This is a genomic window from Bartonella sp. AP1QHHD (assembly GCF_042196265.1).
GTDB lineage: Bacteria > Pseudomonadota > Alphaproteobacteria > Rhizobiales > Rhizobiaceae > Bartonella.
This window is the reverse complement of sequence record NZ_JBHIPW010000006.1, coordinates 107,744-123,631: the sequence shown is the minus strand read 5'-3', so window position 1 is coordinate 123,631 and position 15,888 is coordinate 107,744. Positions and strand designations below refer to the sequence as shown.

The window sequence follows — 15,888 nt, the reverse complement described above, 5'->3', positions numbered from 1 at the left end:
CTCACTCCCGTATATCGACACAAAGCCCTTACCTGATCCCACACCAAAACCTGTTTCATGCTCCTCTGAATGGCTTTTATGATGATCTGTCATGCCATCAATCGTCACATTTTCTGCTGTCACATTGATATCTTGACCGGAAAGCAGATGAGAAGCAGAAATCTTGGCTTCTCCTTGTGCGTCTAACACGATGTTTCCCGTCGCCCCAAGGATAGAGGAGACCGTTGTGGTATGCGATTGAGATGTATCGGACGATTTCTCATGCAAAAAGCCACTTGATGACGATTGTGCTTGCTGGTCCAAGTGTTCTTGGGCGCCTTTGATAGTAATCTTTCCCCCAGAGTGAATGGTAATATCCGCTTGTTTTTGATCTCCCAGTGCTTTCTCTCCTGACGTTTCCTCTGCCTTACCGGCTACGAGCGTCGAGGCGACAACTTCCATGTTGTTTCCGGAATCAATGGCAATGCCTTCACCCCCTGTTATGCTTGACCCCACAACTTGGCTCACATCCATCTTGTTATGCTCAGATTTGCTGCTACTGAATGCTCCACCGTCTTTATGTTATGACATCTCATAATGTAAGCTATCCTCTGCATTATTGATCAGGACATCGTTGCTGGCTTTCAGCCCTACCTTGCCATCAGCCGCAATGGAACTACCTGTGATGCTAAGATCATGCGGTTTGCCATCCTGCCCTGCAATGACAGTGGTATCACCTCCCGATTTTATCGAAGAGCCAACCGCATGAGAGGCTTGCATATCCACTTTCGTGTTTTTGCCCTGAAGATGATACTCCATCTCATCGTTTCTTACCCCTATCGCTATTTCCCCTTGGGCACCAAGACCAACATTGCCCTTGGCATCTATATCGGAAGCAGCAATATGGATATCGCCACCCGATAGAACAGTGGTCTCTTTTCCAGAACTTAAATGAGAGCCATTGTGCACGGCGACATGAAAGGTTTGATCCCCGCGATGACTATTGGTACTGTTGCGTGTGGCATCAATCGAAACATTCCTCTCAGCTTGTAAGGAAAGATTATCCGTTGCTTGAACATCAGAGCCTAGAATATTCAAATCTTGTCCAGAGAGAAGTGGGCTTGATGTACTTTGAAAAATATTTTTTTAAAACAAATGTGTGAATACACAACAACAAGTGTATTCCGTTTAGGGCGTTCTGTTTTGCATGAGGAGTATGATCCCATTAAAAAATGCAATAAACAAAAATGTAAGACAATGCATCATCTTCATTTTCATTATTTAAAAGACATTACTCTAAATGCTTTTGAAAACCGTAAAGCTAAATTAAAAGAAGATGATAAAGTTGGAAACTAGTTTTTCTTTTTGTAACTTTATATTCTTCTCCAATGAGGCTGTATTCCCGTTTCAGAACTTACTCCAACAGATATACGCAATACGCTCGCTCTAATCTGGCATATAAAAGTAAACTAAAGTTCATCACTGATTATGATCTTGTCCTATTTCTGAGATTAATTAAATACTTTTCACTTAAGCGTAAAATGATAGCCGTAATATAAGATTTTATGTAATAAGTAGTTATAAAATCGATGCATACTACTAATTCGCCTTTTATAATATAAAACTTTTTTAAGCCTTATAATACAAAATGATACCACTAAAAATGAAGGGATTAAGAGAGATAAAATAGAGAGCTAATAAAATAAAGGCCCCGTTAAACGAGGCCTTAGTATTTTTTGTGCTGATAATTTTATTTTTACGAAATTAGAATTTGTAAGCGACACCTACACGGAAGTCATTGGTTTTGTAATTAAATTCACGTGTATCGTTGGCGAATTTCTTTTTACCAAAATCGGAGTAACGGTATTCTGCACGTAAAAGAACGTTGTCTGTCATTGCAAAGTCAACTCCACCACCAATAGTGAAACCAACCATTGTCTTCGTGTCATCAGCCCAAGTACCACCAGTCAAATCTACATTTTGCTTAACTGGTGGGTTTTCCACCACATTAGCATTCTGCTCAACTTTAGCTCTCTCTCCTTTTCCTGCAACTGACTGAATGCCCTGTACCTGCGCATAGGCAATACCACCAGCAATATAAGGCATAATACGGTCAACAGCAGCAAAACCGATACGAACGCGTGTAGCACCAGACCATTTTTCTTTGTAACTGTGCTTTTCCGTTACCTTGTCGCCTTTTTCAAACTGTTGCTGACCTTTTAATTCAACCTTAGCTTTTTCAAGGGCAGCATTAAAATCTGCTGCATTTTTTTCAGTAAGAGTCAATTCACGGGCTGTTTTTGATTCTTCACGGTCCGCCCAAACTGCATCAGTTTCAACACCGAGAATGAGACCATTTCCGAGGTCTACGTTAGATCCGGCATAAATCCCACCCATGAAACCAGAAGGACTAGGTGTGTTATCTTTTTTGAAAAGTTCTTTATCTTCTCCTGGAATAGTTACTTTAGTTTTACTCGAAAAGTTACCAACTTGACCACCAAGATAAAAGCCTGTCCAAGAAAATGAAGGGGCTGCTGCGATAACTGCTGGGGCTGTTTCACGAGGGATGATAATATCAGCAGCTTGTGCTGCAGAAGCTGAAATTAAAGCGGCAATAGAAGTTGCTATTAAAGATTTTGTATTCATAATTTTGCTCCTAAATTAACTATCAAACGACCTTACAAGATTACAGATAGAAAAGCTGTAGTAAAAATATCACAATCATACAAATAAAACCCCAGAAAACAGCGGTTTTTTAAAAGTCAATATCTTTTGGAAATTTAATTTTTTATTAATACTTTTTATTCATAATTGCACTTTTGATGAAATTAGAACTTGTAAGCGATACTTACACGAAAGTCATTGCTTTTGTAGACTAGTTTAAGATAATCCTTTTTAAATTCCTTCTTAGCAAAGTCTAAGTAACAGTATTCCGCACGAAGCAGAATATGATCTGTCATCGCGAAATCTATACCACCACCAAGGATAAAACCCTCCATCGTTTTTGTTTTATCAAATACTGTAGCAGAAACTCTTTACTTGGCTTACCCATTTTCCCAACTTTTTTGTTCCTGAAACTTTACCAACACCTTGTATTTGCGCATAAGCAATACCACCAGCCACATAAGGCATAATGCTGTCAGCGACAGAAAAACCAACACGAACCCGTGTTGCACCAGACCATTTTCTTTGAAACCAATGCGATACACTGCTGTGTCACCCTTTTGAAACTTTTCATTTTCATCCAATGTGACACCAGCATCTTTAAATTTATCATTAAAATCATCAATCACAAGAATCTTTGAGACCGTCTTCGTCTCTCCTCGGTCTGCCCAGACTGCATCGGTTTCAACACCTAGAATGAGAACATTTCCAAGATCTACGTTGGAACCTAAATAAATACCACCGATGAAACCGGAAGGCATAGGTAGTGCATCTTTATCTAAAGTTTTTTCTTTTGTCTCAAAATCAAATACATAAACTTTGACTTAAAAAGTTGCCAACTTAACTACCAAGATAAAAACCTGTCTAAGAACACGAAAGAGCTGTGATAACTGTTGGAGCTGTTTTACGAGGAATGACAATATCAGCAGCTTGTGCCGCAGAAGCTGTAGTCATAGCGATAACAAAAGTTGTTACTAAAGATTTTATATTCGTAAACTTTGCTCCTCATTTATTTACGAGCACAGTATTATACGACTACAAAAAAAACGCTGTAGTAAAATGATACAATCATAGGAAACGAAAGCTGACGCAAGATAAAGTCATTTCATAACTTCACGTTTCATAAGAATTTTCATAAGAAATTGTAAGTTACAAGTATGTGTAAATTATTGATTCTATGGCATAATTGTTATCTGTCATTTATAAAAATCTTTTTAAGAAAATCTAAATAATATCTTTTACTCCCCTAATAAATATAGGGTATGTGATAATATAACAACAGAAAAGAATAGAGGCCCTGTCTTTGACAGAGCCTCTTGGAAGTTTATTTCGTTGTTGACGAAATTAGAATTTGTAAGCAACACCTACACGGAAATCATTGGTTTTGTATGCTAATTTATCCCCGTCCTTTACAAATGCTTTTTTACCATAGTCTGAGTAACGATATTCTGCACGCAATAGAACATTGTCTGTCATTGCAAAATCAATACCACCACCTACAGTGAAACCAACCATCGTTTTCGTTTCATCAAACACTTTAGCAGAAGCAATTTCGGCACCATCAGCTGTCGCTGCCTTAAGAGAATCAACCACTTGCAGCTGCGTATAAGCAATACCACCAGCAACATAAGGCATAATGCGATCAACGGCTGCAAAACCAACACGAACGCGTGTTGCACCAGACCATTTTTCTTTTATAGAGGTGCTATCTATACGTTTGTCATCCTTCGTGACATTATCAATACTTTTTCCTGAAACAAATGTAGCTTTCGCTACTGTAAGCTTATCTTTGAAACTGTCAAGGCCTGCTTCCCCAATGACTGCTGAATGCGCTTTTGAATCTTCGCGGTCAGCCCAGACTGCATCGGTTTCAACACCTAGAATGAGGCCATTTCCAAGATCTACGTTAGAACCTACATAAATACCACCCATAAAACCGGAAGGCTTAGGTGTCCAGTCTTTATCTGTAATTTTCTTTTTTGTTTCTGAATCAACTACATCAACTTTACCTGAAAAGTTACCAACTTGACCACCGATATAAAAGCCTGTCCAAGAAAATGAAGGGGCTGAGATAACTGCTGGGGCTGTTTCACGAGGGATGATAACATCAGCAGCTTGTGCTGCAGAAGCTGCTGCTATAGCGATAACAGAAGTTGTTACTAAAGATTTTATATTCATAAACTTTGCTCCTAATTTATTTATGAGCACAGTGCTACAAGATTACAGAAAGAAAAGCTGTAGTAAAAATGATACAGTCACAGAAAATGGAGGGCACATCCCAGACAAAATCGCTTCATAGCTTGATTTTGTACGAAAAACCTAAAGATATATATATATATAACTTATTGATTTTTAAATGTAATTCTTGTTTATTGTCTATGATTTTTTTAAGAAAACCTGAATAATATCTTTTCATATCCACAATAAATTATGTATTGTGTGATAATATGGCAACAGAAAATAACAGAGGCGCTGTTAAAGACGGCGCCTCTGTTATTTAACTTATCATCTGTTAAAATTTGTAAGCAACACCAACTCGGAAATCATTGGTTTTGTAAGATGTCTCATATTTATCATTTGAGAATTTCTTTTTACCAAAATCAGAGTAACGATATTCCGCACGGACAATAACGTTATTGGTCATTGCTAAATCAACACCAGCACCCAGAGTGTAACCAACAAGGGTCTTTGTTTCATCAGACAAGGTACCAGAAGCTATTACTTTATCTGAATCTTTGCCTGTTATTGAAATCGATGCAGTATCTTGAAGCTGCGTATAGGCGATACCACCAGCAACATAAGGCATAATGCGTTCAGCTGCAAAACCAATACGTACACGTGTCGCACCAGCCCACTTTTCTTTAAACGTGAAACTGTGGGTTCGTTTAGCACCAGCTTCAAGCGCATCTTTACCAATATTAATTCCAGATTCTGTTAATATCTTCTTAATATAATTTATGTGATTTGGAGCAATAACATATGTGTTTCCTGTCTTCGTATCATCTTTATTAGACCACATGATATCTGTATCAACACCTAGAATAAGGCCATTACCAAGATCAACGTTGGAACCTGCATAAAGACCACCCATGAAACCAGATAGTTTAGGCAAAAGGTCATCAGGCACTGGAATCTTTTTTCCATTACTGAGAATATCCATTTTCGTTTTACCCGAAAAACCACCAATCTGGCCCCCAACATAAAAACCTGTCCAAGAAAAAGTTGGAGCAACAATAACGGGAGCAACAGGTGTTGGACTTGGGGGAACAATAACATCTGCTGCTTGTGCTGCTGAAGCTGAAACAAAAGCGAAAGCAGAAGCTGTTATTAACCATTTCATATTCATATTTTCTCTCCATAGCTGAATATTTATTTGAACACACCATTTCATATAGAGCCCCATCTTCAGATATCTGTAGCAAAAATGATACACTTATAAAAAAAACAAAAAGCCAATCAAAGTACCCTTAATTGCTTGATCTGTAATAAATGAGAATAAAACTATGCCCATGCACAAATGATCTCTTTTTCTCACATTTGCTCTCCTTTATAAATTTTGTAAAAAAAACTGCGTCACAATACCCTCCGTGTAAAGCGTGTGCTATTGGAATGAAAATATAATATATTGATTTATAATGAAAAAATATCTTTTATATTAATTCGTCTGCAATATTGAAGATGTTCTTATCTTAAGCCTTTTTATATTAAAGAAACCAAAACCATCCCCCCTGCACCTCACAAACGAGCAAGTGTGTGAATAGCTCTTTGATTGTTTTTTCTTCATTGTAAAGAATGCTTATACCGCATAAAACAAGATCTCCACTACCCCATGGACTGCAACAAGATTACATGCAATTTCATTACACTTGCTCTTTGTTTTTAATTTAGGCATTTATGCCTTTTTGACATACTTACCATTTTTTTCTTCTCTCAACCTTATAGTAAATCTTTTCAGAGCTTCAGCCTTATTTGTAGGATATCATTTCATACTCCTTTACAAGACTAAATTGAAAAAAATACCTAAAGACAGACAACCGGTATAATAAACATTAAAACTTATATAGAAATCTCCTTAAAGCTGAAAAAACGAGAAATCTTTCTTAAAGTTTTCACACCACACCTTGCTTTAAAAATCATGAATTTGGCAGAAAAAATATCTGATATTTTGAATCATAGACAAATGAATATTTTATAAATTCTGTAGTCGAAGCATACCATCAAAGATCAAAAGTTTAACATTTTTGTTGCTTCACTCGATTTTGATGAAGTATCCTCTCAGATCCTCTCTGCAAACAGCTTAGTTTCTTGTCAAGAGGATTTTTCTTAACTCCTTACTTATGTGATTCACTTAACTAAAGGCTCTCTGGACAAGCCCTACTCTAAAAACACTTATCAAGGAGTTTTATATGCGCTGTATAGTCACGCTTAAATGACAGTATTTACAGTATAACAGCGTAACCCAAAATCGGGAGGTTATATTTATCCAAACCCATGAATTTTGTAACGAGCGATTGCCATTATACAGAGTATTCTTACACCGAAATCCACCTCCCCATATCTTTTCCAAATAGTACTCTTCACCCCCTCCGTACACAATTATAATACCCTTTGCGAACAACTGCTCCTCCACTTTTCAAATGATAAAAAATATCTCCTCTCTTCAATTCCCGATCATACGTTAGACCTCTTGATGTTGTTTTCTTACTTTTTAATAACTCATTGGACTTCGTCTAAATAAATCTGGTCGTCTTCCTTTCCTTAATCCTTTTTTAGGCTTTTGAAATCTTTTTTTACCAGAATATGATACAGGTACTAACTCAGCTGCTGTTATGCATTGGTTGTTATGCGTGCAAGAAAGTTCCATTTGAACAACTTCAGAGAAGATCTTGCTCAACTGTTCACTAGAAAAAAGATCTCTAGGAGGAACAAGAGAAGGTATACCCTCTATTAACTTTTGAGAAGACAAGAAAGAAGCACCCTGAGCTACAGAGATTGAAGCAAACGTAGCAAAAGCCGTAATAAAATATTTTATGTTCATAAATTTAACCTCGTATAAATATCCATAATGGATTTATCTAGTGTCTTCATTGCAAATTTCCAGAAAAAATAGCATGTTTATAGATAAAAAGTGAGAATCCTCAAAAAACAAGGCTTTGAAGCATTTTAATTTTAAAATAAATGCAAATTGCACTACTTTACAAACATAGAAATCACTTGTTTGGCAATGCATAAAAGCACAAAATATCGTCTGGGGAGAATAAACTACACAAATGTCATATCAACATATTGATTTATAAATCCCCCTATTGAATGAGCGCTCTCAGTATCATAAGATTATCTTATTTTAAATTCGCTCATTATACATTAAGAAAAATTATTCGCTTACATGTCATAAATGAGGTTGATATATGGATAAGACTCTTGAAAAAAGGAGTTTTATCTTATAAAGTCATTTAAACGCAAAAGTTACTATAACATTTTAACTTGGTAAAAGCATATTCCTTGCTAACTTGTTTCTAGGTCACTTTCTAGGTGTCGTTCTTTGCATTGTTCAGTATAATCGTGGTTATCTTTATATATTAATCATATAATATATTGATTTATAATGATAATATAGCGTTATCCATATTAAATTAGAACTCCGAATACCATAAAACCCTTTCATTCCAAATCTTCCTCATGTTGAATCAACCAAAACCATTTGTTTGTACATTACAAGTGGGGAAGCCTATGTGGAGTGAAACTGTACAATAAAGGACTAAAAATGCCTTTTATGAAATGTCTCCAGTGCCAAGGGTTGTCGCAAAATTGGGTGTTGGCAAAATGTGTGATAGTAGCGGCTTGTTAACTCTATAAGCGTAAGATGGTAGTGTTCAATAGATTTTATATTGGTATTGGAGGCTTTATCGTTATATCTTTTATGAGCACCGCCGTAAAATGAACTTGGGTGTCGGTTTCTTTACAAAAAGTACATGAATTAGCAACACAAATATATTCCGTTTAGGGCGTTCTGTTTTACATGAAGAACGTAAATCCATTAAAAAAGCATGAGGCAATGCGTAATCTCTATTATTTAACAGACATTGCTTTAAATACTTTTGAAAGTCGTAAAGTAGAATTAAAAATGATGGTAAAGATGAGATTGGTTTTTTACATTTACACATTCATATTCTCCCCCAATTAGGCTGTATACCGGTTTCAGAGATTTAAGTCTTCCAACCTACCGTATGTTTCCAGCCTCTCCTCAAAATTGCTTTGTTTCAAATAAAAGCTGTTACAAAAATAAAAAATATGAATTCGCAAAAGTACCTTTATTGCCTAAACTTCAAATGAAATAGCACTTAAGAATTTATTATAATTCTTATCAGAAAAGATGAGAGGATAAAATGCCCATAATGTACAAGCATTTTGTCCTCTCACATCAATAATTAACTCCATTTAAAAGCCAATTTTAAAGTTAGCTATGCGCAAAAATATCAACTTCCGCCCATCCTAAAAGATCAAGCCTAGCTCTCATAGGCAAAAATTGAAAGCATGCCTTGGCAACATTTTCTCGCTCTTCACGTCTTAAACGTTCTTCAAATATAACCTTTAAACGATGCAAATATAACACATCCGACGCAGCATATTCAATTTGTGCCTGTGATAACGTTTCTGCCGCCCAATCCGAAGATTGTTGCTGTTTAGAAATATTCACATTCAGCAATTCATTACAAATTTCTTTCAAGCCATGACGATCCGTATAAGTGCGCGTGAGTTTCGAAGCAATCTTTGTACAAAAAATAGCCTCTGGCATAACACCAAATGTATGTGCTAAAATAGCAAGATCAAAACGCCCAAAATGGAATATTTTTACGACTGCTTTATCTTCAAGAAGCTTGACCAAATTAGGTGCATTCTTTTGTCCTTTAGCAATCTGTATAATATCAGCAGTACCATCTCCAGAAGAAAGCTGAACAACGCATAAACGATCACGATGGGGTTGTAATCCTAAAGTTTCAGTATCAATCGCAACAGCATCAGTTTGATAATTATCTAAGTTTGGTAAATCACCTTGATGAACGCGAATCTCAGCCATTTACCCTCCTACTTGCTAAAGCAGCAAGAATACGCGCCCAAGACCGCTGCCCCTTATGAAACGATTTTAAATTATACTTTTCATTAGGAGAATGAATACGGTCATCAGCCAGTCCAAAACCAACCAAAAGAGTTTCCATACCAAGAATTGACCGAAAATCTGCTACAATTGGGATCGAGCCCCCCATGGCTGTCAAGACAGCAGGCACTTCCCACTCTTGTGATAAGGCATCCTTCGCCTCCTTGATAAAAGATGAATCATCAGAAATCTGAAGTGCCGGAGAAGAACCGTGATTCTTAAATTCAACCTTACAATCAGCAGGAATTGAGCTACGTACATAATCACGCAACGCTTGGCGTATTTTCTCTGGATCTTGCTTATGCACCAAACGACACGATACTTTTGCACTCGCTTGAGAAGCAATAACTGTTTTCATCCCTTCCCCTTCATAGCCGCCACTAATACCATTAATTTCCATGGTAGGACGTGCCCATACAAGCTCTAAAATGCTCCGCCCTTTTTCACCAGCTGGAACGGAAAGTCCTATAGGACCAAGAAAATTTTCAGCAGTACAATTAAGTGCATTCCATGATTGTAAAATCTGTGGAGGTGTTTCTTCTACGCCATCATAAAAACCAGGAAGTGTTGCCCTATTATTTTCATCGTGAAGTCCTGCTAAGATTTTCGTTAAAATACGAATGGGGTTAGCTGCTACTCCTCCAAAATAACCAGAATGCAAATCACGATTCGCTGCTGTGATAATAATCTCTTCTGCCATAATTCCCCGAAGAGAAAGAGCAATAGATGGTGTATCCGCATCCCACATTGACGTGTCACAAACTAATGCATAATCTGCCTTAAGTTCATCTGTATTTGCTTTTAAAAAAGGAATAAGGGAAGGAGAAGCACATTCTTCTTCTCCCTCAAATAAAACAGTAACTTTAATAGGAAGCTGCCCTGTTTCTTTCTTAAATGCACGACATGCTTCAATAAAAGTCATCAACTGACCTTTGTCATCTGAAGCTCCACGAGCACAAATAACTTTCTCTCCATCTCTCTCTTTTAAAGAAGGTGTAAATGGATCATCCTCCCATAAACTCAATGGATCAACAGGTTGAACATCATAATGTCCGTAAAACAACACATGCAAACAATCATCTGAAGGTCCTGGATGATGCCCAACAACCATTGGATGCCCCGGCGTATCACGGCGTGAAGCCTCAAAACCGATGCTTTTTAAATCCTCTACTAACCAATCAGCTGCTTTACGACATGCATCCTTGTAAGCCGAGTCTGTAGAAATCGATTGAAAACGTAAAAGAGAAAAAAGGCGTTCAAGGCTCTTCTCTATATTTCCATCAAGATGTGTTAGTACTTTATTCAGCATAAAAAAAACCTTTCAAGCCTTGTGTAATTATATTATAGATGCGATGACTTTAAGCCTCTTGTAAGATTTTGCAAGACACCTTATTCATTTTTGACATTGTGAGCAGTAAAAACTTGAACGTCCAGCCTGTAAAATGCGCATAATAGGCGCTCCACATTCCAAACATTGCTTGCCTTCTCGTCCATAAACTGAAAAAGTATGCTGAAAATAACCAAGCGAACCATCTATATGCATATAATCACGTAAAGAAGAGCCACCAGACAAAATGGCTTCAGAAATCACATTGCATATATTTTGTGCTAAAGAATCTGCAAATTCACGTGCACGTGCCGTTTTTGATGCCAATGTAAATGCACCACGTTGTGGAGACAAACGACTCCGCCAAAGTGCTTCGCAAACATAAATATTCCCAAGACCTGCAACAATAGACTGATCAAGTAAAACACCCTTGAGAGACATTTTTTTATTAACAAAAGCCTTTTGTAAATAACGACCAGAAAACGAATTACTCATAGGTTCAAGACCTAGCTTATTTAAAAGTGGATGTTCATAAAGCTTATCCGTATCGACTAAAAGCATAAACCCAAAGCGACGCACATCATTATAAATAAGACGATAAACGTCACCATTCTTTGTCTGAATCTCCATGACAAAATGATCATGTTTAACTAATTTACTTGACGCTGAACAAGCTTTTCTTAAAAAATCATTCTCTATACGCCATGAACCAGACATTCCTAAATGGCTTAAAATCGTTTCATCCTGAGAAAGATGAAATAATAAATATTTCGCACGCCGGCCAAGTTCTATAATTGTTCTGCCAATAAGGCGCTCAGAAAAAGCCTCAGGAAAAGGAAAGCGCAAATCTCTACGATTAAGTTTGACAGATACTATCTTTGCATCAGTTACAACGGACTCAAGTCCACGACGAACTGTCTCTACTTCAGGAAGCTCAGGCATTACTCTTCTTTAATAATTATACACTTTCCAATCGTATCTCTGATAAATTGACTTCTTCCCACCCCTCAAAGAACGAAGACTTCCTCTACATCTACTAAACAAATTCTTGATGAGTGGATTTTACTTGGATTCCTACTCATGTGAGTCATTTAACTAAAGGCTTTATGGCCAAACCCTGCCTTGAATATATACCACACACTCTAAAATACTTAACGTATCAATGAGGCTTACATCCCACCCCACCTCAAATGACCGTGTTTTATGGTAACAAAATTAAGCCCATTCACCCTTACGAAATACAGGAACTCTTACACCATCTTGGGTAATGCCATCTATGTCAATTTCACCAGAACCAATCATCCAGTCAATATGAATGACACTTTTATTCCCACCACGTGCTGCAATCTCTTCTGACGTCAATGATGCCCCATCTAAAAAGCATTTGGAATAACACTGCCCTAAAGCAATATGACATGCAGCATTTTCATCAAATAAGGTATTATAAAAAAGGAGGCCACTTTTAGAAATTGGTGAAGAATGGGGCACAAGGGCAACTTCGCCCAACCGGCTTGCACCCTCATCACTTTGCAAAACCTGCTGTAAAACTTCTTGGCCTGTTGATGCACGAGCCTCAACAATACGCCCTGCTTCAAAACGTACTTCAATATTATCAACCAGAGTTCCTTGATAGGAAAGGGGCTTTGTTGAGCGAACGAAACCTTCAACCTTATGAGCATGAGGAGTCGTGAAAACTTCTTCTGTCGGAATATTCGGATTGCAAATAACACCATTTTGAGCAACGGATGCACCACCATGCCATTCATGATCATCTGCCAAACCAACAGTTAAATCAGTCCCTGGCCCTGTAAAGTGTAAGGCAGAAAAACGCTGCTCATTAAGCCAAGATGATCGTTTCTTTAAATTCTCGTTATGGACAGTCCACGCCTGCACCGGATCTTCTCCTGTAACACGTGAAGCAGAAAAAATTGCATCGGCTAATTTTTTAATCGCCTCATTAAGTGGTAAAGAAGGAAACATTGCCTCAGCCCATCCTGCTGTTGGATAAGCAACAATCGACCAATTCATAGCAAAATTTGATATTTGCTTGAGTGCCGGCTGGTAAGCTATTGAAGTGGCTTTATTTAAACGTGAAACCTTATCAAAATCCTGATTGGAAAGGAGTAAAGGATTATCACCAACAATCGCTAAACGCGCTGCCCCATTTTCAAAAGCCTTTGCCATTCCCTCATAAAGCCAAGAAGGGGCACAATCAAAACTAGTTGTATGGGCATTTTCAAACCGTGTAAGCGATAACATATCATCACTAAAAATTGGTGTAATGACACCAGCACCAACCTTATAAGCATGATATGCAATACGCCGAACAAAAGGTAACGCTGAAACTGGAGCAGTTAAAACAAGATCCTGCCCCTCTTGTAAATTCAACCCCACTTTCACTGTAATTTCTGCAAGACGATTAAGCATTTCAGGCGAAATTGTCTCATGAATATCAAAGTACATTACCAATACCCTTCTTTAAATAGAATGCGTTCTTTATGTTGTCATATTATAAATTGTTTTTCAGATCCTTTGAGTTCGCTTTCTCTACGTATATTTATGCGTATCATTATCGCTAAAATTCACTTAATTCATAAACCGCAATGGGTATATCATCCTTCTTTGGTCATGAAAAACTTACTAGTTCCTGTGTCGTTTTTCTAACATTGCAACAATTGCATTTAACTGATCAGATGAAGGTAAAGCCATAATCGTTTTATTTTCCTCTTTCCTAGCTAGATGTTGAGGTGCATAGGCAGGAATAGGAACTTTATCAAGCTGTACCATAGCAAAAGGAGCAGGATGTGCCGTCTTGGACTGTGCTACTTCTGTCAAAGGAGATGTACTTTTCTCTGCCTTTACTCCCCTACTCTCTAAGCCTTCATCTATAAAGCTTGGCGCATGACCAGAACGTTCTTGAGCAAAAGCATAAGCAACATCATAAGGGCGATTATTTGTAGGAACTTGAAGTTCTCCATCACGTGATCGTTTTTCATAAAAAGCATTTCCCCCTGCAACCTGAACATAATGCATGTTTTTATACGGAAAAGACAAACCAGCGGTATGAAAAAACTTAGCGTGTTTAACTTTCTTATCTCGTTCACCCCGTAAAACGGCATCAGCCGCCTCTCTTACACGAGCAACAGATGCTTTCTCCGTCATAGGACGCGTTAAAACACCAGGAGCAAATTGCCTATATTGACCAACAACACCACAAATCGTCTTAGGATAGGCGGTTGAATTAACACGATTCATAACAACCGTTCCAACGGCAATCATTCCTTCACGGCTTGTGCGATTTGATTCAAAATACATCGCTCGCATAAGACATTGACGCTCTGTCAATGGATATGTAACCGTTTTTGTCTTATTATTATCTACTTTTCCAGCATCTAAATAACTTGAAGCACATCCCACAACAACTAACGGCGCTACACAACAGGTAACAAAAACATTCCAACGATTTTTTTTCATCTTATGCAACACATTCCTATAATCTCTGAGATATTCAAGTCTTGAAATGAGCTTTAAATGTATCTCTCAATAAAGTACATAGCTAATTGTTACCACTCAGTAAAATTTTAATACAAGAGGTAATCAAAAAGTATCTATGCAAAATAAAAAATAAAAAACTATTAATTTGCGGATCGATATTGTTATTCTTCATGGCTCAATATAGGCTATAATAACCCACACGTTTCAATTACAATAAAGTAACACTATCCACTTCTTCTACATACGAAAAAATAATACAGATATCCCCTTTAATATAAAATTTTAACAAAATGATCTGAAAGGAAATCCCCTAGAAAACTCCCCTCCTGCCACAATACGAGTGATGACATCATCCAATATACAAATATGTCAAACCAAGAGTTAACAATCTGCCATGCTTCTCTGAAAAAACTCTTTGTTGCTTCTTTGTGCTTTTCCATAGATGGTTATCTTATTCTTTCTATAGCTGCACTATAAGAGAATACTCATATATCTACAAACTGATTTTATATATATAAGAGAAATTTTAATCTATTTTCTTCTCACCTACCCCAACTTTATAAGTAAGGTCATCGCGAGGACGATCAGAGGACATATGGTAACCCGTTATGATATAATGCAGCATTTCAGCAATATTAGTAACATGATCACCAATTCGTTCAATATTCTTTAAACAAAACAGTAAGTGCGTACAAACCGTAATATTGCGCATATCTTCCATCATATACGTCAAAAGTTCACGAAAAAGAGAAGTATACAAAGCATCAATCTTCTCATCACGCTCACGCACCGCGTCAACACGCTCTAATAGGCGACTCGTATAAGCATTTAAGACTTCTTTTAATTGATTGAGTGCTAAAGCTGTAATTGTTTCAAGCCCATGATAAACAGAAGCAGATTGACGTATTTCTGAAAGTGCAACAGTCCTTTTAGCAATGTTTTTTGCCATATCCCCAATCCGTTCAAGATCAGAAGAAATACGAATGGCTCCAATAATTTCACGCAAATCGACAGCCATTGGTTGGCGTTTGCAAATAATAGCAACCGCTTTTTCATCAATGTCACGTTCTGCTTCATCTAAAAACACATCATCGGCAATCACTGTCGTTGCAAGTTGAAGATCACTACACACAACCGATGCGACAGAACGTTCAATCATCCTTTCTGCATGGCTCCCCATTTCTGTAATCCTTACTCTTAAATATTTTAGTTCTGCATCATAAGAACGGACAGTATGTTTCATAGACATATCTTACACTCCTCAATT

Annotated in this window: 13 protein-coding genes and 1 pseudogene; 1 reads left to right on the top strand and 13 read right to left on the bottom strand. The window is 37.3% G+C overall.

Annotated features, from left to right (window positions below; translation table 11 throughout):
* Positions 1–1,104: pseudogene (locus ACFIME_RS01160) on the bottom strand (hemagglutinin repeat-containing protein); the annotation flags it as partial.
* 6 nt (positions 1,105–1,110) lie between these two features.
* Between ACFIME_RS01160 and ACFIME_RS01155 the strand changes: the two are divergent.
* On the top strand, positions 1,111–1,335 hold the full coding sequence (locus ACFIME_RS01155) for a hypothetical protein (RefSeq protein WP_375618013.1): 225 nt from the start codon (positions 1,111–1,113) through the stop codon (positions 1,333–1,335).
* 408 nt (positions 1,336–1,743) lie between these two features.
* On the opposite strand, the gene ACFIME_RS01150 is transcribed toward ACFIME_RS01155, so the two are convergent.
* The 12 genes from ACFIME_RS01150 to phoU form a co-directional block, all read right to left on the bottom strand.
* Positions 1,744–2,625, bottom strand: coding sequence for an outer membrane protein (locus tag ACFIME_RS01150; protein ID WP_375684364.1), 882 nt, complete (start codon positions 2,623–2,625; stop codon positions 1,744–1,746).
* A 182-nt stretch (positions 2,626–2,807) separates the two neighbouring features.
* Positions 2,808–2,939, bottom strand: a complete 132-nt coding sequence (locus ACFIME_RS09875) for a hypothetical protein (RefSeq protein WP_375676710.1) — start codon at positions 2,937–2,939, stop codon at positions 2,808–2,810.
* 84 nt (positions 2,940–3,023) lie between these two features.
* The gene (locus tag ACFIME_RS09870; RefSeq protein ID WP_404977441.1) at positions 3,024–3,404 is read right to left on the bottom strand and encodes a hypothetical protein; all 381 of its coding nucleotides are present in this window, start codon (positions 3,402–3,404) and stop codon (positions 3,024–3,026) included.
* Positions 3,405–3,987: 583 nt separating this feature from the next.
* The gene (locus ACFIME_RS01140) at positions 3,988–4,821 is read right to left on the bottom strand and encodes a porin (protein ID WP_375655152.1); all 834 of its coding nucleotides are present in this window, start codon (positions 4,819–4,821) and stop codon (positions 3,988–3,990) included.
* Between the two features lie 334 nt (positions 4,822–5,155).
* Positions 5,156–5,989 carry an outer membrane protein gene (locus ACFIME_RS01135; protein WP_375655151.1) on the bottom strand — a complete coding sequence of 278 codons (834 nt, stop codon included), beginning with the start codon at positions 5,987–5,989 and terminating at the stop codon, positions 5,156–5,158.
* A 1,362-nt stretch (positions 5,990–7,351) separates the two neighbouring features.
* Positions 7,352–7,681, bottom strand: coding sequence for a hypothetical protein (locus ACFIME_RS01130; protein WP_375683195.1), 330 nt, complete (start codon positions 7,679–7,681; stop codon positions 7,352–7,354).
* Between the two features lie 1,419 nt (positions 7,682–9,100).
* On the bottom strand, positions 9,101–9,721 hold the full coding sequence (locus tag ACFIME_RS01125; protein WP_375618019.1) for a ribonuclease D: 621 nt from the start codon (positions 9,719–9,721) through the stop codon (positions 9,101–9,103).
* Positions 9,714–11,108, bottom strand: a complete 1,395-nt coding sequence (locus tag ACFIME_RS01120) for a M20/M25/M40 family metallo-hydrolase (protein ID WP_375611787.1) — start codon at positions 11,106–11,108, stop codon at positions 9,714–9,716. Before ACFIME_RS01120 ends, ACFIME_RS01125 begins: the two co-directional genes overlap by 8 nt.
* Positions 11,109–11,192: 84 nt before the next feature.
* Positions 11,193–12,068, bottom strand: coding sequence for a bifunctional DNA-formamidopyrimidine glycosylase/DNA-(apurinic or apyrimidinic site) lyase (gene mutM, locus ACFIME_RS01115; protein WP_375618020.1), 876 nt, complete (start codon positions 12,066–12,068; stop codon positions 11,193–11,195).
* Between the two features lie 273 nt (positions 12,069–12,341).
* The gene (locus ACFIME_RS01110) at positions 12,342–13,589 is read right to left on the bottom strand and encodes an aminopeptidase (RefSeq protein WP_375634007.1); all 1,248 of its coding nucleotides are present in this window, start codon (positions 13,587–13,589) and stop codon (positions 12,342–12,344) included.
* 177 nt (positions 13,590–13,766) lie between these two features.
* Complete coding sequence (locus tag ACFIME_RS01105) at positions 13,767–14,600, bottom strand: cell wall hydrolase (protein ID WP_375634006.1); 834 nt, start codon at positions 14,598–14,600, stop codon at positions 13,767–13,769.
* A gap of 547 nt (positions 14,601–15,147) precedes the next feature.
* Positions 15,148–15,870, bottom strand: coding sequence for a phosphate signaling complex protein PhoU (gene phoU, locus ACFIME_RS01100; RefSeq protein WP_375634004.1), 723 nt, complete (start codon positions 15,868–15,870; stop codon positions 15,148–15,150).
* Positions 15,871–15,888: the final 18 nt, after the last annotated feature.

What these genes read in the sequence shown, in the direction of transcription:
- ACFIME_RS01150 (WP_375684364.1), bottom strand. Translation starts at nt 2,625, where the DNA reads ATGAATACAAAATCTTTAATAGCAACTTCTATTGCCGCTTTAATTTCA.
- ACFIME_RS09875 (WP_375676710.1), bottom strand. Translation starts at nt 2,939, where the DNA reads ATGACAGATCATATTCTGCTTCGTGCGGAATACTGTTACTTAGACTTT.
- ACFIME_RS09870 (WP_404977441.1), bottom strand. Translation starts at nt 3,404, where the DNA reads ATGCCTTCCGGTTTCATCGGTGGTATTTATTTAGGTTCCAACGTAGAT.
- ACFIME_RS01140 (WP_375655152.1), bottom strand. Translation starts at nt 4,821, where the DNA reads ATGAATATAAAATCTTTAGTAACAACTTCTGTTATCGCTATAGCAGCA.
- ACFIME_RS01135 (WP_375655151.1), bottom strand. Translation starts at nt 5,989, where the DNA reads ATGAATATGAAATGGTTAATAACAGCTTCTGCTTTCGCTTTTGTTTCA.
- ACFIME_RS01130 (WP_375683195.1), bottom strand. Translation starts at nt 7,681, where the DNA reads ATGAACATAAAATATTTTATTACGGCTTTTGCTACGTTTGCTTCAATC.
- ACFIME_RS01125 (WP_375618019.1), bottom strand. Translation starts at nt 9,721, where the DNA reads ATGGCTGAGATTCGCGTTCATCAAGGTGATTTACCAAACTTAGATAAT.
- ACFIME_RS01120 (WP_375611787.1), bottom strand. Translation starts at nt 11,108, where the DNA reads ATGCTGAATAAAGTACTAACACATCTTGATGGAAATATAGAGAAGAGC.
- mutM (WP_375618020.1), bottom strand. Translation starts at nt 12,068, where the DNA reads ATGCCTGAGCTTCCTGAAGTAGAGACAGTTCGTCGTGGACTTGAGTCC.
- ACFIME_RS01110 (WP_375634007.1), bottom strand. Translation starts at nt 13,589, where the DNA reads ATGTACTTTGATATTCATGAGACAATTTCGCCTGAAATGCTTAATCGT.
- ACFIME_RS01105 (WP_375634006.1), bottom strand. Translation starts at nt 14,600, where the DNA reads ATGAAAAAAAATCGTTGGAATGTTTTTGTTACCTGTTGTGTAGCGCCG.
- phoU (WP_375634004.1), bottom strand. Translation starts at nt 15,870, where the DNA reads ATGTCTATGAAACATACTGTCCGTTCTTATGATGCAGAACTAAAATAT.